The sequence below is a fragment of the Nitrospirillum amazonense genome (genome assembly GCF_007828035.1).
Lineage (GTDB): Bacteria > Pseudomonadota > Alphaproteobacteria > Azospirillales > Azospirillaceae > Nitrospirillum > Nitrospirillum amazonense.
On sequence record NZ_VITV01000004.1, the window covers coordinates 569318 to 589227 of the forward strand.

Sequence of the window (19910 nt, forward strand, 5' to 3'; positions counted from 1 at the left end):
TGATCTTATCAATTTTCCGCAACGCCGTTCGCCTGCCAGCGTCGGCGCATATCCTCCAGCCAGCGGCCGCGCAGGGCGGCGGGGCGGTCGGGATAGCGCTCGTCGAGGAAGTCGGCGGCCGTCACCCGGTCGGTGCGGAAGTGGCGGAAGTCTTGGCGCAGCTCGCACCACGCCACCAGCAGGCGCACGGTCTGGAAATAGGCGACGGTGACGGGCCAGACGGTGCGGTCGCTGGGCCGGCCCAGCTCGTCGGCGTAACTCAGGCGGATCTTACGCCCGGCATGGATCCACGTGCGGGTGCGGGCCATGTCCAGGCTGTCCGGCGTGCTGGCCGGCCGCCGGGGCGGCATGCGCGTCGCCGGCTCCAACACATAGGGGCGCAGGCGATCAGGCACGGCGGCGGCGATCTTGGCGATCAGGTCCTGGGCCGCCCGCGCCAGGGCGGGGTCGGCCTGGGTGCTGACCCATTGCGCACCCAGCACGGCAGCCTCGATCTCATCCGGGGTCAGCATCAGGGGCGGCAGGTCGTACCCCTCCTCCAGCACATAGCCGATGCCGGCCTCCCCCCGGATGGGCACGCGCTGGGCCATCAGGTCGGCAATGTCGCGATAGACGGTGCGCTTGGACGTCTCCAGTTCCGCCGCGATGGCGTCGGCCGTCAGGGGGCGCCGCGTGCGGCGCAGGATCTGGATGATCTGGAACAGGCGGTCGGCGCGTCTCATAGGGGCATCCTGGTGTCACGCTGCTGACAGCATGTTGGCAGCAGGATGGCAGTAGAACGGGGCCATCCACAAGCCACCGTGCCCCAAGCCACCACCCCTCGAGGAAGACCGCCATGACCGCCACCCAGAGCAACCCCCGCCAGCCGATTTCCCTCTACACCGGCGGCGCCCTGTTCGGCCTGCCCGACGCCAGCCCCTTCTGCATCAAGGCGGAGGTGCAGCTGAAAATGGCCGGGGTGCCCTATGTGAAGGCCCAGGGCATGCCCGACCAGGGTCCCAAGGGGCAGATCCCGTATATCGAGGATGAGGGGCGGCGGCTGGGCGACAGCACCTTCATCCGCGCCCATATCGAGAAGACCTACGGCGTGGATCTGGACGCCGGCCTCACGCCCCAGCAGCGGGCCCTGTCCTGGACCATCGAGCGTCTGCTGGAAAACCAGCTGTACTGGACCGTGGTCTACAGCCGCTGGCTGATTCCAGAGAACTTCGCCAAGGGCCCGGCCCAGTTCTTCAACCGCGTGCCGGAAGCCGTGCGGGAAACCCTGCGTCAGCAGGTGCTGGAGCGGGTGACCAACAATGTGCGCGCCGCCGGTCCCGGGCGTCATTCGGATGCGGAGATCGCGGATCTCTGCGACCGCTCCCTATCCGCCCTGTCCCTGCTGCTGGGCGACCAGCCTTATTTCATGGGGGAGCGGGCCACAGCGGTGGACGCCATGGCGCTGGGCGTGCTGGCCAGCCTGTTGACGCCCTACTTCGATACGGAGGTGCGCCGCCGTGTGCTGAAATATCCCAACCTGCTGGCCTACACCGACCGCCTGATGGCGGAATTCTATCCTGATTTCGCCTGGGAACCGGCGGTCGCGGCGGCGGCGTAAGGGAACCGCCGCCAGCTTCGCCTGTTGGGGCCCTGCCTCCATAACCCCAAGGAAGCAGGGCACCCATGCTGGTTCAGCCGGTGGATTATTTCCTGGCCGCCTGGTTCGTCCTGGCGCTGGCGTCGGCCGTGTATGTCGGTATCGACCAATATCGCCGCAACCCGGAACCGCCGGTGATGAAGTGGGGCTTCATCCTCATCACCCTGTATCTCGGACCCCTCGGCCTTTTGCTGTACGTGCTGGTCGACAAGGAACCCCGGCCTGGCGCGCATGAGGACTTTATTCGGCCCCTGTGGAAACAGGGGGCCGGTTCCACCATCCACTGCGTGGCGGGGGACGCCACCGGCATCGTACTGGCGGCCGTGGTGACGGCGGCGTTCGGCCTGCCCATGTGGCTGGACCTGATCGTGGAATATCTGTCCGGCTTCGCCATGGGGCTGTTCATCTTCCAGTCGCTGTTCATGCGGTCGGCCATGGGCGGCGGCTATTGGCAGAACGTGCGTGGCAGCTTCCTGCCTGAATTCATCAGCATGAACTTCATGATGGCCGGCATGGCACCGGTCATGTGCTTCCTGATGATGGGGCGCGACATGCGCGCCATGGAACCGGCGGAACTGCTCTTCTGGGGCACCATGGCGTTGGGCGTCGGCGCGGGGTTCGTCACGGCCTATCCCGCCAATGTCTGGATGGTGGCCCGGGGGATGAAGCATGGGCTGATGACCCAGCGGGAAGGAAGCCACCATCATCATGAGATGAAATCAGATGCCACCGCTTCCCAGGTGGCGGCGCTGGGTGGTGTGTCGCTGCTGGCGCTGGTCATCGGCATGGTGGCGCCGGCCAACTGGCTGAACCTCGACGTGTCGGCGCGCGATGTGGGTGGGACCATAATGCCGCCCGGCATGGTCATGGACCGCGACACGCCGGCCGAAGCGATGCGCGACATGGCCGCCGTGGATCCGCGCCGGGTGACGGTGGCTTTTGGTATCGACACCATGGGCGACCGTGAGTTGCCCTACCGGCTGGAGGACGGGGTGAAGGTCTTCGACCTGCGCGCGTCCGTCATCCGCTGGACCATCCTTCCCGGCGTCACCGTTGACGCCTATGCCTATAACGGCCAGGTCCCCGGGCCGCGCATCCATATCCGGCAGGGTGACCGGGTGCGCATCAACGTCACCAACGCCCTGCCGGAACCCACCACCGTCCATTGGCACGGCCTGACGGTTCCCAACGCCATGGATGGGCCAGCCTGGGTGACGCAGCCGCCCATCCCGCCCGGCGGGCGGTTCAGCTACGAATTCACGGCTGGCCAGCACGGCACCTACTTCTACCACCCGCACGCCAACCCCGACCGCACGCAGGCCCTGGGGCTGTACGGCGCGCTGATCATCGACCCCGCCGACCCCAAGGACGAGGTGCCGGCCGACCATGACTATGTGATCCAGCTGCAGGAATGGTTGCGACGCGACGGGCTGACCTTCCCCGCCATGCCCATGGACGGGGGCCACCCCAACTATTTCACCATCAACGGCCGATCCTACCCCGCCACGGAAACGGTGCATATGAAGGTGGGCGAAACGCTGAAGGTGCGTTTCATCGGCACCAACACCGGCTTCATCCACCCCATGCACATCCACGGCGGGCCCTTCCTTGTGGTGGGCCGCGACGGCCAGACCCTGCCCCCGGCAGCCCGGTATGAGGCGGACACCGTGAATGTGGGGCCCGGTCAGCGCTACGACGTCATCTGGACGGCGCGCCTGCCGGGGAAATGGCTGATCCACTGCCATATTCCCCACCACACCACCAACAACAACACCGAATCGCGGGGTGGTGGCGGGTTGATGGTGGTGATCGACGTTCAGCCTTGAGGGCTGGCTTTCTGAGCCCGCGCGGCGGAAACGGGCGCCCCTTGGGGGGAATGGGGCGCCCGCCGTTCGCCTATCCCTCGCGGAACACCAGTTCCAGAAGGATGGCGCCGCCGCCCGCGCTGGGGGGCGTGCGGATGAACAGGCGCCGTTCCCCCAGGTCGGGAAGGTCCATGGTGGAATAGGGGATGGCCAGGCCCTCCAGCTTGGCCCGCATGGCCCAGTAGGCCTCCCCATTTTGGTTATCTCCGGTGTCGTCCATGCGGAAGGCGACGTGGTCCAGCATCTCCCCCGCCCGGCCTACCGCGGCGCCCGATCCCGGGATCAGGTGCACGATGGGGGCGTCCCCGGCGTATAGCCAGTACCCAGGGAAGTCGAAGGGCGGGCGATAGCCAGGCCTCAGATCCAGCACCCTCTCCAGGAAGGACCGGGTGCCTTCCAGGTCGGCGGTGCGCAGGGTGGCGTGATCGAGATGCATGACCGCCCCCGCCTCAGATCGTTTCGGTTTCGCGCACGGTCAACGGGCTGCCGGCGGCGAAGCGCGCGATCTCATCCTTGCGCAGGAAGGCCACGCCGGGGTGGCTGTTGGCATAGGTCAGGAACTTGTCCCACACCCGCACCATCTGCGGCGTGCCGCTGATGCGGTCGTGCGCGCTGATGGACATCATGCGGCGGCGCTGGCCCGCCTCTTCATACAGCTGGTCGAAGTCCAGGGTGACCTGTTCCAGGAACTGGGCGGGGGTGTAGTTGCGGCCCTCGATCAGGACGATGTCGTTGTTGCGCAGGGTGTAAGGCACGACCACGAAGTCATGGCCGTTCACCTGCTCGATGAAGGGCTCATCCCGGCTGACGTCATCGATGTGATAGAGATAGCCCAGCTCCTGCAACAGCGGCAGGGTATGGGGCCCACGGCGCAGCCAGTTGGCGTTGTAGCCCACGGGCGTCTGGCCGGTGACCTCCGCCACCATGGTGCGGGCGTCGGTCAGGAACTGCCGCTCCTCCTCCCGGCTCATGGCGTATTCGGAACTCCAGCGCGGGCCGTGGCCGGCGGCCTCATGGCCGCGCTTCACGATCTCGCGTGCCAGGTCCGGGTTCTTGCGCACCGCCTCGCCGATCATGTGCGAGGTGACCTTGACGCCGTGCTTGTCCCACAGGTCCAGCATGCGGGGCACGCCCTCGCGATAGCCGTAGGCGAACCAGGTATTGGCGACGGGGTCGCTGGGCACGCTGTCGGGGAAGTCCACCTTGGGGAAGGGGCTGTCGGTGCCCTTCAGTGGCTGGCCGCCGGCTTCGAACTGCATGGAGACGCTGATGACCAGGCGGGTGTCGCCGGGCCAGAAGCCGGCCCCCGGGAATTTAGGGGGCGCCGGCTTGGTGGCCGGGGCCTTGGTCTCGGCGGCGCCGGCGGTGGTGCCGCCCATCGCGATACCGGCGGCCAGCAGGCCGGCACCGGCGCCGGCATGGGTCAGGAAGCCGCGGCGGCTGGCGAAGATGTCTGTGGTCATGGCCGATTGCTCCTCTTACTGGGCCACCGCGCCCAACTGGCGCAGCAGGGTCAGGTTGTCTTCGATGTGCCAGTTCTCGGCGATACGGCCGTCCTGGACGCGGTAGAGGTCGGTGGCGATGAAATCCACCGTCTGGCCCTTGCCCTGCACCTCACCGAAATGGCCGGTGAAATGGCCTTGGAAACGGAAGTGCACGGTCACCCGGTCACCGGCCACCACCAGCTGTTCGGCGCTGGCGGTCAGGTCGGGGATGGCGGCCCGCACGAAGGCGGAGGCGGCCAGCGGCCCCGGCACGCCCTGGGCGCGGCCCGGCGGCAGGGTACGGTCGGTGAAGTCCGGCGCCAAGGCGGCGCGGGCCATGGCCTCGTCGCCGGTGGACCAGAAGGTGGCGTAGCGGCGGGCCGCCAGGATCTCCGCGTCGGCCTGCGCCTTGGGCAGGCTGGCGTCGACGGTCAGGTGCTTGGGCTGGACCAGGGTGTCGGCGGCGAAGGCCACCGGGGCGGTTGCGGACAGCGCCAGGGCCAGGACGGTGCCGCGGACCAGGGAGGGGGACATTTGCGTGCTCCATCAGGGGGTGAATTCGATGACCTGACGGTACGCGCTTTGAATGTTCGCAAGAATTGACCTTACTCTCCAAGGTCTGTTGTGTTATATGCAAGAATATGGCCGACACCTTTTCCGATATGGCGACCTTCGTCCGTGTGGTTGAGGCGGGCAGCCTGTCCGCCGCGGCCCGCGACCTGGGGCAGTCGCTGGCCGTCATCAGCCGCCGCCTCAGCGGGCTGGAGGAACGGCTGGGCGTGCGCCTGCTGAACCGCACCACCCGCACCCTGGCCCTGACGGAGGAGGGGGCGGCCTACCACGCCCGTTGCGTCCGCATCCTGGCGGAGGTGGAGGAGGCGGAGATGGAGGCGACCAAGGGCCGCCACACCGCCAGCGGCCTGCTGCGCCTGACCTCCACCGTGGCCTTTAGCCGCCACCTGGCCCCGCTGCTGCAGGAATTCCAGGCGCTGCACCCCCGCCTGCAGGTCCACCTGCATGCCGCCGACACGCTGTTCAACATCATCGACACCGGTTTCGACCTCGCCATCCGTTTCGGCGCGCTGGCGGACAGCAGCCTGATCGCCCGGCAGCTGGCGCCCAACCGACGGGTCATCTGTGGCGCCCCGTCCTATCTCGACCGCCGGGGCCGGCCGCAGGGGGTGGAGGATCTGCTGGGCCATGACTGCCTGCTGTTCGGCGACCCGCCACCCGACCAATGGACCTTCGCCGACGGGCGCAGCGTCCGCGTGCGCGGCCCTCTCAGCAGCAATGACGGCGAACGGGCCCATGCCTGGGCACGGGGCGGGGCCGGCCTGGTGCTGAAATCCATCTGGGACGTGCATGAGGATATCGCCGCCGGCCGGCTGGAGGTGGTGCTGCCCCATCTGCCGCTGCCGGCCGCCCCACTGCACGCCGTCTATCCCCATAGCCGCCACGCCGCGGCCAAGGTGCGGTTGTGCGTGGATTTCCTGGCCGACCGGCTGCGGCGGATGACTCCGACGGCGGCATGAGTACGCTGTAAGGCCGAAGGACGGGGCCGGGCGGCCTTGATAAGGTCGCCCGGCCCCGTCCCATTTCACGGCTTGCGAGAAGACCCGTATGACCCCGTCCGCGCCCAGCCGTCCTCCCCGTCTCATCGGCTCGTTCGGCTTGCAGGGCAGCGGTTCCACCTGGGTCTACAACGTGATCCACGCGGCGCTGGAGACGACGGGCGTCCGCATCGCCCGCTTCTTCGCCAACGACCTGACACACGAGAACATCCTTCAGATTCGGGACGCCGACGTCGTCCTCGTGAAGGCGCACGAGCCGTCGGCGGCCCTGCTGGCCACCTGCCTGTTCGCGGGCGCGCCGGTCATCGTCACCGTCCGCGATCCGCGCGATGCCGTCGTCTCCCTCATGGAACGGTTCGGCCATTCCTTTCAGGAGGCGGCGGACGAGGTGCGCAACAGCGCCCGCTATCTGATGCGCCTGGTGGCCGACTGCCCGGCGTGGGTGCTGCGCTATGAAGACGACTTCATGGAGACGCCGGCCACCGTGTCCAAGATCGCCACCCATGTCGGCGTGGAAATCAGCGGCCAGGATGCCGATGCGATCTTCCAGGCTCACGCCAAGGACGAGGTGGCGCGGCGGATCGGCCGCTTCATCCAGGAAGGCCGCATGGGCGACGACAACCCGCGCCTGCAGTTCGACGCGGCGTCCCACTGGCATCCCAACCATGTCGGCGACGGTCAGGTGGGCAAATACGCCAGGAAGCTGACCGCCGACCAGGTCATGGCCGTCGAGATCGCCGGCCGGGACTTCATGGAACGGTTCGGCTACGCCCCCCTGACCAGCGGCTTGCCCTCCGGCTATGCCATCGACTTCGGCCCGTCGGGGTGCGTGAACCGCAGTGTGGCGCATGGCTTCTTTCGTCCGGAAATCTCAGGCGGTGCAGGGGTCATGTGGGCGCGCACGGCGACGGCTACCGTCGATTATCCCCTGGCCGGCGCCGCCACCTGGGCGCTGGGCACGGTCGACCTGGCCCTGGCCCCCGCCTTCCGGCATGGGACCGATGAGGCCGAGGTGGCCGTCGAGATCCGCGGGCGGACGATCGCGATGTTGCGGTCGGATTCGGCGGGCGAGGACGGGGTGCGGTTGAGCTTCGCGCTGGAGCGGAATGAGATACCGGCCGACGGGAATCTGGAGCTGGTGTTCCGCACCAGGGGTGCCGTGAGCGCCGCCGCGCTGGGCCTGTCCCATGATGACCGCAGGCTGGCTGTCGGCGTCCGCCGCTTGGCCATGGAATACGGCGCCTAGCTGTACTCAACCAGGCTGGCGGACAGCGTGGTGGACGCAAGTAGGATTTCGGCGGCGGCGACCACCTCGGCGGGGCTGACCCCGTTTATGCAATGCGCGGTGTGCCGTGACACGCAGCCCTGGGCGCAGGCCGGGTCGGCGGGGGTGGCGGGGCGCACGATGCGGTGCGGCACGCCCACAGGCCCGAAGCGGCGGGGCGCGTTCTCATGATTGTCCGGCGCCGTCAGCGGATGGCAGGAGATTTCGACCACCGGCACGGCCACGGCCGCTGCCATGTGCATCAGGCCGGAATCGTTGCCGATGTACAGGGCCGCGCGCTCCAGCACAGCGGCTGATTCGCGCAGGTCCAGCCGGCCCGCCAGGTTGTGCGCACGGCTGCCCAGGGCCTGCGCAATGGCGGCGGCGTCGCTGGCCACGTCCGTGCCACCCAGCAGCGCGAACATCAGGTCGTGGCGCCCCGCCAGCGTCCGCGCTGCCGTGACCACCTGATCCACCGGCCAGCGCCGGCGGCCGGTGGAGGCGCCCAGGCCCAGCGCCACCAGGATCCGGCCGGCCACGGGCGGCACCGTCGTCCAGGCCGTGGCGCGGTCAACTTCGTCCAGGTGGATGTCGCAGCGCGGCTCCGATGATGTCGGGATCGCCCCGCCGCCGCTGACCGCCCGCATCAGCGCGCCCATCACCTCGACCTCATGGCAGGGGGCGGGAATGGTCACCACATCCGTCATCATGGCGGTGAAGGCGGCGTTGAAACGGGTGAGGTCGGGCATGCGGGGGCTGGTCAGGCCATAGCGGCGCGGTACCCCGGCCAGCACCGCGATATGGTTGGCCAGGTAATAGTCGGGCATCAGGCGGGGGATGATGGTGGCGTCCACCCCCTGCAGGAAGGCGACGGCCTGGTCGATGGTGGCCTCCAGCCAGGCCGTGGCTTCGTCGGGGGCGAGCCAGGGCAGCCGCACCGGCACCAGCAGCGTGCGGTCGATGCGCGGGTCGCGGGTCACCAGGTCGCGCACGCGGGCCCCCGCCATCAACCCGATCTCGCCGCCGAACCAGGGCCGCAGGGTGCGCAGGAAGGATGTCAGCAGGACGCTGTCGCCGATCGAGTCCAGCTTCAGGATGGCCAGCCTGCCTTGCGGCGGCAGGGGACGGGCCCGCTGGTCGGGAGGGATGAAGGGGGCGAGGGCGGCAGCCAGGCGGTTGGTGAGGCGTGACAGGGCGGCGTCGATGGCGCGCTTGGCCGCACGCATCCGATCTTCACCGTCGTCGGGTGCCTCATCCAGGACAGCGAAGGCGTCCGTCTGGGCGTCGCCGGCCAGCGCCAGCAGATCACGCGCGGCCGTCCGGCCCCGGTGCTGGTCGGCGCCGCTGGCCTGGGCCAGCGAGGGCAGGACCAAGCCGCCCGCTGTCAGATTGGCGACAGGCAGACCGGCCGTGACGGCGCGTAGCACGGCATGGTGGCCAATCCAGCGGTCCAGCGGAACGGGGGCGCTGCCGATGCAGGCGGACAGGGCGCCCACGGGCAGCAGCACGGGGCCGAAATAATGCTCCGGCCGGTCCAGCCGGTCGGCCCGGTCCAGCCGGTACAGCGGGCCGATCACGGGCAACAGGCGGACGATCCCGACCACGGCCGACACCGGCGGCAGGGCGGCGGGCAGGGCGATCAGGCCATCGTCACCGCACAGCAGCAGGGCCGGTACCGCCATGTCCTGGGCCAGGGCCGCCAGACCGGCGGCGTCGACGGTGTCCCCCTCCAGGACGCGGCACCGCTCGTCCGGAATAACCAGCGCGTGGCCGGGCGCCCGCAGGACGGTGATCGGCACGCCGGCTGGAAGGCGGCGCAGCAGGTGATGCACGACGCGCGAGCCCAGGCGGCCAACGCGCAACACGACGCCGTAAGAATGCGTCAACCCCCATTCCCCCATGGACCAACTGCCCGTCAGTCCGGAGGCGGCTAGCCCCCGGCCGGATCCGTTCGCGGACCGCTGAATTGATACGAGGGGGAGCGTATTTACCCGGTGGTAGAGTCGCAATAATTAGTGCGACAAAATGCGCGCTTTACGTTTACTAAATTGGTAATAGGCATACAACTCTGCAATAAATATAGCAGATATTATATAATCTTTGAGCATATCAAATTAGTAATAATATTAGCAATTTTACAACTGTTTTTGACTTTGTAGGGCCATTAATCGGTGATCCTGGCACGGTTTCCCAAAGGTGGTGAGATGGTGAAACAAAACGACGGCTTTCTTGGGGAATCCACGGCGGGCCAAAAGATCATGGCCAGCCCTGAGCCCATCAAGCCGATGCGGTGGGCCCTTCACCGGGACCGGCGTGGGCAGGGGCTGGAAAGGATTTTAGGAAATGGTAAGGGCCAGGCGGCGGCCTCGCGCTATTCGCGAAGACTTTAACCGAGACAACAGCCAATTCGTTTGGGATAAGTGGCCGGAAAACTCAACGGCCTGATCCGGCTATTCGTCCGTTACTTGAGACGAATGGCGCGCCCGGAAGGACTCGAACCTCCAACCCCCAGATTCGTAGTCTGGTGCTCTATCCAATTGAGCTACGGGCGCTTTTTCGTCTCACCGGTGTCGGCCGGTGAGGTGGGTGCTTGTAGAGGATGATCGGGGGGGACGCAACAGCTTTTTTGGGTCCCATTGCATTTTCTTTTCGATGAGCTTCCCCACCCCGCGAGCGGAGCGGGACGCCGGTGCGTCGCGATGCATTGTCCAGACGGCGGGGATGGGCTATCTACCCAATCCTCCACCTTTGTGAACATTTTTGACCGTTTCGCGGAGCGCCGCCCCCATGTCGTCCCATCACGCCGATACCGCCAAGAACTTCCCCGTCACCTGGGAAGAACTGCACCGTCATGCCAAGGCGCTGGCCTGGCGCATCAGCGACAAGGGGCCGTGGAAGGGCATCGTCGCCATCACCCGCGGCGGCCTGGTGCCGGCCGCCATCCTGGCGCGCGAGCTGAACATCCGCCTGATCGACACCATCTGCATCAGCAGCTACGACCACCAGAACCAACGCACCGCCCAGAACCTGAAGGCGCCGGTGGCGGTGGAGGGTGAGGGCGAGGGCTGGCTGATCGTCGACGATCTGGTCGACACCGGCAAGACCGCCGCCATCGTGCGCAACATGATGCCCAAGGCGCATTTCGCCACCATCTACGCCAAGCCCGCCGGCCGCCCGCTGGTCGACACCTTCATCACCGAGGTGTCGCAGGACACCTGGATCCATTTCCCCTGGGACCTGAACCCCATCGCCTACATGCAGATCCGCAACGACTGATCGCGTGTGGTCTCCGGCCAGACGAACGGCCCCGCCGGGTACGCCCAGCGGGGCCGTTCGCGTTTCGAGGGAAGCGTGCACCACCCAGTTTGCCTTTTTCTAGGACGCGACCGCGCCCGCCGGAGGGAGCAGCGCAGGGCGCAGCGAGGACAGCCGAGTGCCGGATGGCCCGCTGGCGCCTGAAGCGAACCAAAAACCCCGCGCCCGCAAGGGAAGCTACTTACTCTCCGGCGCCACCACGTCGCTCAGGTGCGGCGTGTCCGGGTCGGCGATGATGGCGCGCAGGGCCGAGCGGTCCTGCGGCAGCTTGCCCAGCGGCACGTCCATCAGGGTGTCGGCGCGGGTGCTGATGGGCACGGGCTTGCCGTAGATAGCATTCAGCCGCTCATACTCCGCGCGGTGGAAGGCGTCGTCCTCCTCATAGCTGGGGTAGGCGCGCGGGGTGATGATGATGTCTTCCTGCCGCGTCGCCGTCTCGGCCGCGCGGCGCGGGCCCGGCGCCGGCACGGTCACCGTCTGGGTGGTGGCGGTGGGCTGGGCGGTGGTGGTCTGCTGCGCCCCGGCGGGGGCGGCAAGCAAGGCGCCGGACAGCAGCGCAGCGGTCACGGTTGGGAGGTGGACAAGGCGGGTCGGCATGGCATCGGTCTCCTCTGATGCCGGCCTCGCGTAAGGCCGGACGGTGAAGGAATCCGCGACCGCGAAGGAAGGGCCGCCCGGGACCCGGGGCGGGTCGCGGGAGGGCGGCGGCGGGTAAGCCACTTGAGACCGATAATATAGGGAAGCCCGGGACTTATTCCCAGACGGCCAGGGCGCTTATTCCCAACCGCCTAGCAGGGGGCGCATGCGCTTGCTGTCCACGTTGCGGATCTTCTGCCGGCCGTGAACATGGGTGGGTGCGGGCTCGACCGGGCCGCCGGCGCGCACCGGCCGCTCGGCGAAACGGCCCAGCGAGATCATGCGGTCGTACATGACGATGGCGGCGGCCACGGCCACGTTGACGCAGAACTTGATGGGGATCTTGATGACATGGTCGCAGCGCGCCTGCATGGCCGGCGACAAACTGCCGCGCTCCGGCCCCAGGACATAGGCCGCCCGCAGGGGATGGCGGAAGCTGGGCAGGTCCACGGCGTCGTCCGTCAGTTCCACACCCACCAGGGTGCAGCCTTCCGGCAGGGTCATGGCCGAGACGCTGGGGTAGGTGTAGAGCGGGACATGGTCCTGGCCGCCCGAGGTGTCGACCCGGTTCATCTCGTCCAGGTCCAGGGCGGCGTTCACGGTGAACACAAAGCTCGCCCCGAACGCATGGCCGGAGCGCATGATGGTCCCGATGTTGCCCGACTTGCTGATCCCCTCGGCGCCCAGGGCGAAATATCCACGCATGCCGCGCACCTTGCACAAGGCAAGCCGCTTGGGCAAGGTTCCAGCCCCCCGGGAAACAGGATTGCAGTCATGCCCCGGCCGGGGGAGAACGCGGGCATCAACGAACCCCAAGGGCGGAGCGCCTGGTCATGCACGACCACGACGACCATGATCATCACCACGGCGACGGCTGCTGCGGCGGCCACGGCCATCAGCCCGCCGCCCAAGGCGCCCAAGGCCAGGCCACCGTGCGCCAGGTGGACATCCCCGACCGCTCCGATGCGCCCATCCTGGTGGAGGTGACGCGCGGGTCCATGGTGGAATCGCGCCATCGTGGCCGGGTGGTGGTGGTCGATGCCGGCGCCCGCGTGGTGGCCCACTGGGGCGACGTGGATGGGTTGGTTTATCCCCGCTCCTCCAACAAGGCCTTGCAGGCCATCCCCTTGATCGAAAGCGGGGCGGCCGACGCCTATGCCGTAACGGATGAGGAACTGGCGCTCGCCTGCGCCTCCCATCAGGGGGAGGCCATGCACACCGAACGCGTAGCCGTCTGGCTGGACCGGCTGGGCCTGTCGGTGGACGACCTGGAATGCGGCGCCCACTTGCCGACGCATGAGCCGACGGCGGCCGCCCTGCTGGCGGCGGGACAGAAGCCGACTGCCCTGCACAACAACTGCTCCGGCAAACACACCGGCTTCCTGGCCGTGGCCAAGCATAAAGGAGAGAAGCTGGCGGGCTATGTCCGGTACCAGCACCCGGTGCAGCAGCGCATTTTGGGCGTCATCGAGCAGGTGACCGGCCATGATCTCAGCCGCGCGCCCTGGGGCGTCGACGGCTGCTCCATCCCCACCATCGGCCTGCCCCTGGGCGCCCTGGCTCTGGGCATGGCCCGGCTGGCCGACCCCGACAGCCTGCCCGATCGGCGGGCGGAGGCGGTGATGCGCCTGCGCCGCGCCTGGGGCAAGCATCCCGAGCTGGTGGGCGGCACCGGCAACTTCGACACCGAGGTCATGCGCGCCGCCAACTCGGCCGTGCTGCTGAAGTCGGGGGCGGAGGGCGTGTGCTGCGCCGTGCTGCCGGAACACGGGCTGGGCATCGCCCTGAAGATCGAGGACGGGGCGCCCCGCGCCGCCGGGCCCGCAATGGCGGCGGTGCTGAAGCGCCTGGGCGTGCTGCCCGATACGGTGTGGGACGGCGTCGCCACCTTGGCCGTCGCCCCGGTCACCAGCCGTAAGGGCGAGACCGTCGGCGAAATCCGCCCCACCGCCGTGGCGGCGGGCTGACCCCTTCCTGATGGATGCACAAATGAAAACCGCCGCCGAGGTAGCCCCCGGCGGCGGTTCCCGTTTCGGGCTGACCCGCCCTTGTATTAGTGGATCGACTCGCCGTGGAGCGCGATGTCCAGGCCGTCGCGCTCGATGTCCTCATCGACGCGCAGGCCGATCACCAGGTCGATGATCTTCAGCAGGATGAAGGTGATGACGGCGCACCAGACGACGGTGAAGGCCACACCTTCCAGCTGGGTCAGCACCTGGCCGACATTGCCCTCGATCAGGCCCAGCTTGGTGTCCGGCGCGTCCTTCAGCGTGGCGGCGAAGGCGCCCTCGCTGTTGGCGATGGACATCTTGGCGAACACGCCGGTCAGGATGGCGCCCACGATGCCGCCGATGCCGTGCACGCCGAAGGCGTCCAGGCTGTCGTCATAGCCCAGGGCGCGCTTCATGGACGTGGCGGTGAAGAAGCAGATGACGCCGGCGGCGATGCCGATGGCGAAGGCACCGACGGTGTCGACGAAGCCGGCGGCCGGGGTGATGGCCACCAGACCGGCGACGGCGCCCGAGATGATGCCCAGGACCGAGGGCTTGCCCTTCAGGGCCCATTCCACGAACACCCAGGCCAGCGCCGCGGCGCCCGTGGCCACCTGGGTCACGGTCATGGCCATGCCGGCGCGCGGGCCGGCGGTAAGGGCCGAACCGGCGTTGAAGCCGAACCAGCCCACCCACAGCAGTGAGGCGCCGATGAGGCTCAGCACCAGGTTGTGCGGGCTGAAGTCGGCGTTGGGATAACCCTTGCGCTTGCCGATGACCAGGCAGGCCACCAGGCCGGCGATGCCGGCGTTGATGTGCACGACGGTGCCGCCGGCGAAGTCCAGCACGCCCAGCTTGGCCATGAAACCGTTGGGATGCCAGACGGTATGGGCCACGGGGGCGTAGACCAGCAGCGACCACAGCGTGATGAAGATCAGCATCGCCGAGAACTTCATGCGGTCGGCGAAGGCGCCGGTGATCAGCGCCGGCGTGATGATCGCGAAGGTCATCTGGTACATCATGAACACCGGCTCCGGGATCGTCGGGGCCAGGCTGTGGGTGCCGGTCGGGTCCATGCCCGCCAGCAGCACGCGGCTGAAGCCGCCGATGAATTCCTTGGCGTCGGCGGCGTCACTGGCGGCGGTGAAGGACAGGCTGTAGCCCACCAGCGCCCAGATGACCGTGACCAGGCAGGTGATGGTGAAGCTCTGCATCACCATGGCCAGCACGTTGAACTTGCGCACCATGCCGCCGTAGAACAGCGCCAGGCCGGGAATGGTCATCATCAGCACCAGGGCCGTGGACATCAGCATCCACGCCGTGTCGCCGCCGCTGATGGTGGGGGCCGCCGTGGCCGCGGCGGGCGCCGCGGCATCCTGCGCCATGGCCAGCGCGGGCAGGCCCGCCGCCAGCACACCTACGCCCAGTCCCAGGAAACGCTTACCCAAACTGCTCATGCCATACCCCATCCCAATCACCGCGTTATCAGTCACCGCTGGCGGTCCAAAGCCGTCACCGGCCCGGTCCGCTGGCCATCCGCGAACCCGCACCCTGAAAAGCGCGCGGCCCCCTCTTTCAAACTTCGTGCCGCGATACATTCGAAAGCTGTCTGGGCTTTGGGGCGGGGGCGGATGATCAAATTATGGGCGGGATCGGCGGAGGAAGTCGCATGCTGGCGCCCAGCTGCTTAAAGGATAGGCGAAATCCCATCAAAATTCACACTGCACTGATAGTGGGATCAAGACATTAGGGTAGGACACCATCAAATATCGGCGCCTCTGGCGCCAAACTATGCGGGAATTGCCTATTTTTCGGGCTTCATTCCGGATGTCACCGAATGGGGTGCCCCAAAAGCAACGACGCCGGCGCCACCCCATCGCCACCCCGGGACAGGGGGGAAGGGGCAGGCGCCGGCGCCGCAGCAAACTCTCAATCAGCCGTGAGGAAGGCGATGATTATTCCTCTTCCTCGTCGGCGTCCTGCTCGATCTGGTTGGCCAGGTCGTGCAGCATGTCCACCACGTCCTGGTGGGTGGTCTCTTCCACCGCCTGGTTGACGGCCACTTCGATCATGGCGACCGCCACATAGGCGGCCAGGGGGCCCGCCTCCTTGAGCGCCGCCTCAAGATGCTTTTCCGCGACGCTCAGCGCCTTTTCGAACAGGGCTTCCGCGGTGGAGTTGTTGGTGTCGCTCATGGCAGACCTTCACTGTGATAATAGGGGTGTATGGATCAGATGATGGGCAGCTATAGCACCCTTGCCGGGTGTCGTCACGCCGCCCCGCTTGCCAAATCCGGTTCCATACCCCTAATCCCTGGGCGAACCCCGCCCCGTCACAGGAACTTAACGCCAGTGTCCGCCCCGACCCCGCTTCCGTCTGCCTCCAGCGACGCGGCCGACCCGCCCTTCGACCTGGCCGATGCCGGCAGCTACCGTTTCTGGACGGATGAGCACGTGCGTTTCAATGACCTGGACCCGGTGGGCCACGTCAACAACAACGCCTTCGGGGTCTATTTCGAATCGGGCCGCGTGGCGCTGCACCAGGCCCTGCGCGGCCGGGTGGGTTTCGACCGTCATGCCATCGTGATGCGCAAGATCACCATCGATTACCTGGCGGAGATCACCTACCCCAACGCCGTGCGCATCGGCACCCGCCTGGTGCGCCTGGGCCGCACGTCGTGGACGACGGGCAGCGGCCTGTTCGTTGGCGGCCGGTGCCACGCCACCGCCCTGTCCGTCTCCGTTCTGGTGGATGTCGATAGCCATCGCCCCACCCCCATCCCCGATGATCTGCGCCCCGTCATGGAGACCCTGCTGTGAGCCGTCGTTCCTCCCCCGGGCCCACCCCCGCGCGCGGCAAGCCTTCCGCCGGCCGCCACCAGTCCCGCCGTCCTGCCGCCCGTCCGCCGGTGGAGCCGCCCACCAGCGGCCCTATCGAAATCACGGTGGAAAGCGTGGGCGCCCTGGGCGACGGTGTCGCCCACTGGCAGGAGCCGTATGGGCCGAACCACCGCCTGTTCGTGCCCCAGACCCTGGTGGGCGACCGGCTGATGGTGCGCTTCGCCCAGCAGCGCGGCGAGGGCTGGCTGGTGGAACCGGTGTCGCTGCTGGCCGAGGGGCCGGGCCGTGCCGACCCCGCCTGCCGCCACTTCGGCACTTGCGGCGGCTGCACCCTGCAGCATATGGATGCTGAGACCTACGGCGCCTGGAAGGTGGAACAGCTGCGCCACGCCTTGTCGCGCGCCGGCGTCACCAATTTGCCCATGGCTCCGCTGGTGCGCACGCCGCCCCATGCCCGTCGGCGCGCCGTGCTGGCGGCCGCCCGCCGGGGCCGCCGCCTGTGGCTGGGCTTCAATGAGCGCGCCAGCCACCGCTTGGTGGACATCGAGGAGTGCACCGTGCTGGCGCCGCGCCTGATGGCGCTGGTCGCTCCCCTGCGCGCCCTGCTGCTGGATCTGCTCCCGGACGAGCATACGCTGGACGTGGCGCTGACCCTGCTGGACGACGGGCCGGACGTCCTTTTGGTGGGACTGCCGCAGCCCGACCTGAACGCCCTGGAAAAGCTGGGCGCCTTCGCCGAGGCTCATGACCTGGCCCGCCTCACCTGGTCCAAGCGGCCGGGCGCGCCGGCGGAGCCCATCGCGCTCCGCCGCACCGGCGTGGTGCGCTTTGGCCCGGTGGCGGTATCGCCCGCTGCGGGGTCCTTCCTGCAGGCCAGCGCTGAGGGCGAGGCCGCGCTGGTGGCGGAGGCTTTGGCCGGGGCGAAGGGTGCTGCCAGGGTAGCCGACCTGTTCGCCGGCAGCGGCACCCTGACCTTCCCCCTGTCCACCTTGGCGCCCGTGCACGCGGTTGAGGGCGATGGTGTCGCCATCACGGCGCTGGAGGCGGCGGCCCGCATGGCGGGCGGCGGCCATCCCGTGACGGTGGAACGCCGCGACCTGTTCAAGGAACCCTTGTCCCCGGCGGAATTGTCGGCCTACCAGGCGGTGGTGTTCGATCCGCCGCGCGCCGGCGCCGCGTCCCAGGCGGCGGCCCTGGCCGCATCCACCGTGCCGGTGGTGGTCGCCATCTCCTGCAACCCGGTCAGCTTCGCCCGCGACGCCGCCCTGCTGCTGGAGGGCGGCTACGTCCTGGAGCGCCTGGTGCCGGTGGACCAGTTCCTATGGTCCCCCCATCTGGAGGTCGCGGCCCGTTTCCGCCGGCCGTGATGGATGCCGTGAGGAATGGGGGCAGCGTTACCAGTCTGCCGCAGTGGCGCTAAAGGTGACGTGGCTAGGCCGGTGCGGCTGTGCGGGGGGCGCGATGACGTGCTATAACCGCACCCCCGTTGGCGCAATCCAGAAGCGAGTCCGTCAGTCCCATGAGCAAGGCGCTTGAGATCCTGAAGTCCTACGCCCCGGCCACGGTGGCGGAGGAAAACGTGCTGAACGACATCCTGGACCGGCTGGGCCGCCGGACGCTGGACGCCGACACCGCCGTCGAACAGATCATCGACCGTCTGGACTGGCCGCTGGACCGCGCCGCCGCCGAGGTGGATGCGTATCTGGAATAGTTCCTCAAACGCCGGTTCTTGAGTGTTCCTCAAGCGCCGGCGTCCTCATCCGGGGACTTGGCTTCCTCGCTGCGCCCTGCGGTGCTCGCTGCGGCGGCCACGGTCGTGGCCTTGTCGCTACGCTCCGTGCCATATTGCTTGTGACGGAACCGGGCTAGGCCGCGACTGCGGCCGCCGGAGCTTTGCGGGGAGCGGCAGCGGACTGCAAAGCGAGGTTTAGCCAAGGGCCTGATGGCCCGCTGGCGTCTGAGGCGGACCAATAAATATTACTCGGTAATGCGTATCGTGGGCAGACCAACCCCGGCGGCGGCGCGTTCCCGCAGGATTTCGCGGCGGAAGCGGTAGAGTTCCGCCGGGCGGCCGCCGGTGCGCACTTCCAGGGCGCCCGTGGGCTCCACCAGGCCGCCGGCGATCAGCAGGCGGCGGAAGTTCTGCTTGTGCAGGCGTACGCCGGACAGCGCCTCCACCAGGCGCTGCAGCTGGAACAGGGTGAACTGCGGCGGCAGCAGGTCGAACACCACCGGCCGGTATTTCAGCTTGCCCCGCACCCGCCCCAGCGCCGCCGCCAGGATGCGGCGGTTGTCCTGGGCCATGGGGATGCCGGTGGCGGCCAGCGCCTCGGGCTGCACCGGGCCGGACCACAGGCCGGCCACGTCGGCTGGCAGCTTGCCGTTCTGCGCCAGGCGGGCCAGCACGGCGCGGTCGCGCGGCGCCTCCGCCACCAAGCCTGCCTCGTACAGCAGCTCATACCGCTCCAGCACCCGTTCATAGTCCCAGGCGTCGTCGTCACGGCTGAAGGTGGTGTGCACCCGGTCGCGGCGTGCGGCCGCCAATTCCGGATCATGCTCGGCCCAGCGCTCCAGCGCCGGCAGCAGGGTGCGGGCGATCATGGCCGGCCGGCCGTCGCGCCAATCCTCCCACGGGAAATAGCTGTACCAGTCGTGCCATTCGGCGGCCCCGGATCCCGACAGCGGCGCCTCGCGCGTCAGGGCGATATAGCCGATGGAGACGACACGGGCGTCGCCGTCCACCTCGCGCAGATCGCGATAGCGGTCGCCAAAGGTGTAGAGCTGCTCAACATAGCCCAGGGGCAGGCCCGTCAGCTCCGTCACCCAGCGGCGCAGCCCCTGTTCCAGGGTGCGGTGGCGCTCCGGCGCGAAGGGGCCGAAGGGCAGGGCGTCCCAGTCGCCGCTGGCCTGCTGCTGTGGCGTCGCCAAGTCATGGGTGAGGCGGCGCACCACCAGCACGCGCGGCACCTCCCGCGTCACCGCCACGATCACGGCGGTCAGACCGATGGAGGCGCGCTCGCCCATGGGCTGTGGGATGGGCTGGCCGGGCTGGGGCTGGGGGGCCTGGGCGCTGGTCACGAGTCTCCCGCCAAATCTGTTTTCGGGGCACCTTTTCCGGACCCGGGGCGGAGGCCCGTCCCGGGGCGCGACAGAATGTGTTGTCCGAGACGCTTTTGACAGCAAGAGAAAGTTCACGGGCTCCTGTTAAAAGACGACAATCTGCTTATTGTCCTAAGCCGCAGGATGCCGCTTCGTTTCCCCACCATGATTTGCCTATGGTAGGCCCCGCGAATTAACGGGCCGGCCGC

General features: G+C 68.1%; 19 protein-coding genes and 1 tRNA gene. 9 read left to right on the forward strand and 11 right to left on the reverse strand.

Annotated features, from left to right (window positions below):
• Window positions 1–8: 8 nt before the first annotated feature.
• On the reverse strand, window positions 9–722 hold the full coding sequence (locus FBZ87_RS14165; protein WP_145610920.1) for a helix-turn-helix transcriptional regulator: 714 nt from the start codon (window positions 720–722) through the stop codon (window positions 9–11).
• A gap of 113 nt (window positions 723–835) precedes the next feature.
• Here FBZ87_RS14165 and FBZ87_RS14170 point away from each other — a divergent pair, with 113 nt between their 5' ends.
• Window positions 836–1597 carry a glutathione S-transferase family protein gene (locus FBZ87_RS14170; RefSeq protein WP_145610921.1) on the forward strand — a complete coding sequence of 254 codons (762 nt, stop codon included), beginning with the start codon at window positions 836–838 and terminating at the stop codon, window positions 1595–1597.
• 65 nt (window positions 1598–1662) lie between these two features.
• Entirely contained in the window at window positions 1663–3462 is a 1800-nt protein-coding gene (locus FBZ87_RS14175; protein ID WP_145610922.1) for a multicopper oxidase domain-containing protein, read from the forward strand.
• A gap of 70 nt (window positions 3463–3532) precedes the next feature.
• On the opposite strand, the gene FBZ87_RS14180 is transcribed toward FBZ87_RS14175, so the two are convergent.
• From FBZ87_RS14180 to FBZ87_RS14190, 3 genes are read right to left on the reverse strand one after another with little or no spacing between them, the layout of a single operon-like run.
• On the reverse strand, window positions 3533–3937 hold the full coding sequence (locus FBZ87_RS14180) for a VOC family protein (RefSeq protein ID WP_145610923.1): 405 nt from the start codon (window positions 3935–3937) through the stop codon (window positions 3533–3535).
• 13 nt (window positions 3938–3950) lie between these two features.
• Complete coding sequence (locus FBZ87_RS14185) at window positions 3951–4964, reverse strand: polysaccharide deacetylase family protein (protein ID WP_145610924.1); 1014 nt, start codon at window positions 4962–4964, stop codon at window positions 3951–3953.
• Between the two features lie 15 nt (window positions 4965–4979).
• Window positions 4980–5519 carry an ester cyclase gene (locus tag FBZ87_RS14190; RefSeq protein ID WP_145610925.1) on the reverse strand — a complete coding sequence of 180 codons (540 nt, stop codon included), beginning with the start codon at window positions 5517–5519 and terminating at the stop codon, window positions 4980–4982.
• A 107-nt stretch (window positions 5520–5626) separates the two neighbouring features.
• On the opposite strand from FBZ87_RS14190, the gene FBZ87_RS14195 reads away from it, so the two are divergent.
• Window positions 5627–6517 carry a LysR family transcriptional regulator gene (locus FBZ87_RS14195; protein ID WP_186454752.1) on the forward strand — a complete coding sequence of 297 codons (891 nt, stop codon included), beginning with the start codon at window positions 5627–5629 and terminating at the stop codon, window positions 6515–6517.
• An 88-nt stretch (window positions 6518–6605) separates the two neighbouring features.
• Window positions 6606–7802, forward strand: a complete 1197-nt coding sequence (locus FBZ87_RS14200; RefSeq protein ID WP_145610926.1) for a sulfotransferase family protein — start codon at window positions 6606–6608, stop codon at window positions 7800–7802.
• Here the strand turns inward: FBZ87_RS14200 and FBZ87_RS14205 are convergent.
• Both FBZ87_RS14205 and FBZ87_RS14210 read right to left on the reverse strand, forming a co-directional pair.
• Window positions 7799–9706 (reverse strand): glycosyltransferase family 9 protein, encoded by a 1908-nt coding sequence (locus FBZ87_RS14205; RefSeq protein ID WP_145610927.1) that lies wholly within the window; start codon window positions 9704–9706, stop codon window positions 7799–7801. The genes FBZ87_RS14200 and FBZ87_RS14205 overlap by 4 nt on opposite strands.
• A 589-nt stretch (window positions 9707–10295) precedes the next feature.
• Window positions 10296–10372: transfer RNA gene (locus tag FBZ87_RS14210), tRNA-Arg, on the reverse strand.
• Window positions 10373–10607: 235 nt separating this feature from the next.
• Here FBZ87_RS14210 and gpt point away from each other — a divergent pair.
• On the forward strand, window positions 10608–11096 hold the full coding sequence (gpt, locus tag FBZ87_RS14215) for a xanthine phosphoribosyltransferase (RefSeq protein WP_040845989.1): 489 nt from the start codon (window positions 10608–10610) through the stop codon (window positions 11094–11096).
• Window positions 11097–11312: 216 nt separating this feature from the next.
• On the opposite strand, the gene FBZ87_RS29200 is transcribed toward gpt, so the two are convergent.
• Both FBZ87_RS29200 and FBZ87_RS14225 read right to left on the reverse strand, forming a co-directional pair.
• Window positions 11313–11732 carry a hypothetical protein gene (locus tag FBZ87_RS29200; protein ID WP_186454753.1) on the reverse strand — a complete coding sequence of 140 codons (420 nt, stop codon included), beginning with the start codon at window positions 11730–11732 and terminating at the stop codon, window positions 11313–11315.
• Between the two features lie 177 nt (window positions 11733–11909).
• Window positions 11910–12512 carry a TrmH family RNA methyltransferase gene (locus FBZ87_RS14225; protein WP_342780916.1) on the reverse strand — a complete coding sequence of 201 codons (603 nt, stop codon included), beginning with the start codon at window positions 12510–12512 and terminating at the stop codon, window positions 11910–11912.
• A gap of 92 nt (window positions 12513–12604) precedes the next feature.
• Here FBZ87_RS14225 and FBZ87_RS14230 point away from each other — a divergent pair, with 92 nt between their 5' ends.
• Entirely contained in the window at window positions 12605–13738 is a 1134-nt protein-coding gene (locus FBZ87_RS14230) for an asparaginase (RefSeq protein WP_145610929.1), read from the forward strand.
• Between the two features lie 86 nt (window positions 13739–13824).
• On the opposite strand, the gene FBZ87_RS14235 is transcribed toward FBZ87_RS14230, so the two are convergent.
• Both FBZ87_RS14235 and FBZ87_RS14240 read right to left on the reverse strand, forming a co-directional pair.
• Entirely contained in the window at window positions 13825–15219 is a 1395-nt protein-coding gene (locus FBZ87_RS14235) for an ammonium transporter (protein WP_425465729.1), read from the reverse strand.
• A gap of 498 nt (window positions 15220–15717) precedes the next feature.
• Window positions 15718–15957: a hypothetical protein gene (locus FBZ87_RS14240; RefSeq protein WP_040843696.1), complete on the reverse strand. Its 240-nt coding sequence runs from the start codon at window positions 15955–15957 to the stop codon at window positions 15718–15720.
• A 156-nt stretch (window positions 15958–16113) separates the two neighbouring features.
• On the opposite strand from FBZ87_RS14240, the gene FBZ87_RS14245 reads away from it, so the two are divergent.
• The 3 genes from FBZ87_RS14245 (at window position 16114) to FBZ87_RS14255 (ending at window position 18313) form a co-directional block, all read left to right on the forward strand.
• Window positions 16114–16581 (forward strand): acyl-CoA thioesterase, encoded by a 468-nt coding sequence (locus FBZ87_RS14245; RefSeq protein ID WP_246134400.1) that lies wholly within the window; start codon window positions 16114–16116, stop codon window positions 16579–16581.
• Window positions 16578–17969, forward strand: coding sequence for a class I SAM-dependent RNA methyltransferase (locus FBZ87_RS14250; protein ID WP_145610930.1), 1392 nt, complete (start codon window positions 16578–16580; stop codon window positions 17967–17969). The genes FBZ87_RS14245 and FBZ87_RS14250 overlap by 4 nt, the downstream gene beginning before the upstream one ends.
• Window positions 17970–18121: 152 nt before the next feature.
• Window positions 18122–18313, forward strand: a complete 192-nt coding sequence (locus tag FBZ87_RS14255; protein WP_040848183.1) for a hypothetical protein — start codon at window positions 18122–18124, stop codon at window positions 18311–18313.
• A 266-nt stretch (window positions 18314–18579) separates the two neighbouring features.
• Here the strand turns inward: FBZ87_RS14255 and FBZ87_RS14260 are convergent, their stop codons facing one another.
• The gene (locus FBZ87_RS14260; protein WP_338424066.1) at window positions 18580–19680 is read right to left on the reverse strand and encodes an NUDIX hydrolase; all 1101 of its coding nucleotides are present in this window, start codon (window positions 19678–19680) and stop codon (window positions 18580–18582) included.
• Window positions 19681–19910: the final 230 nt, after the last annotated feature.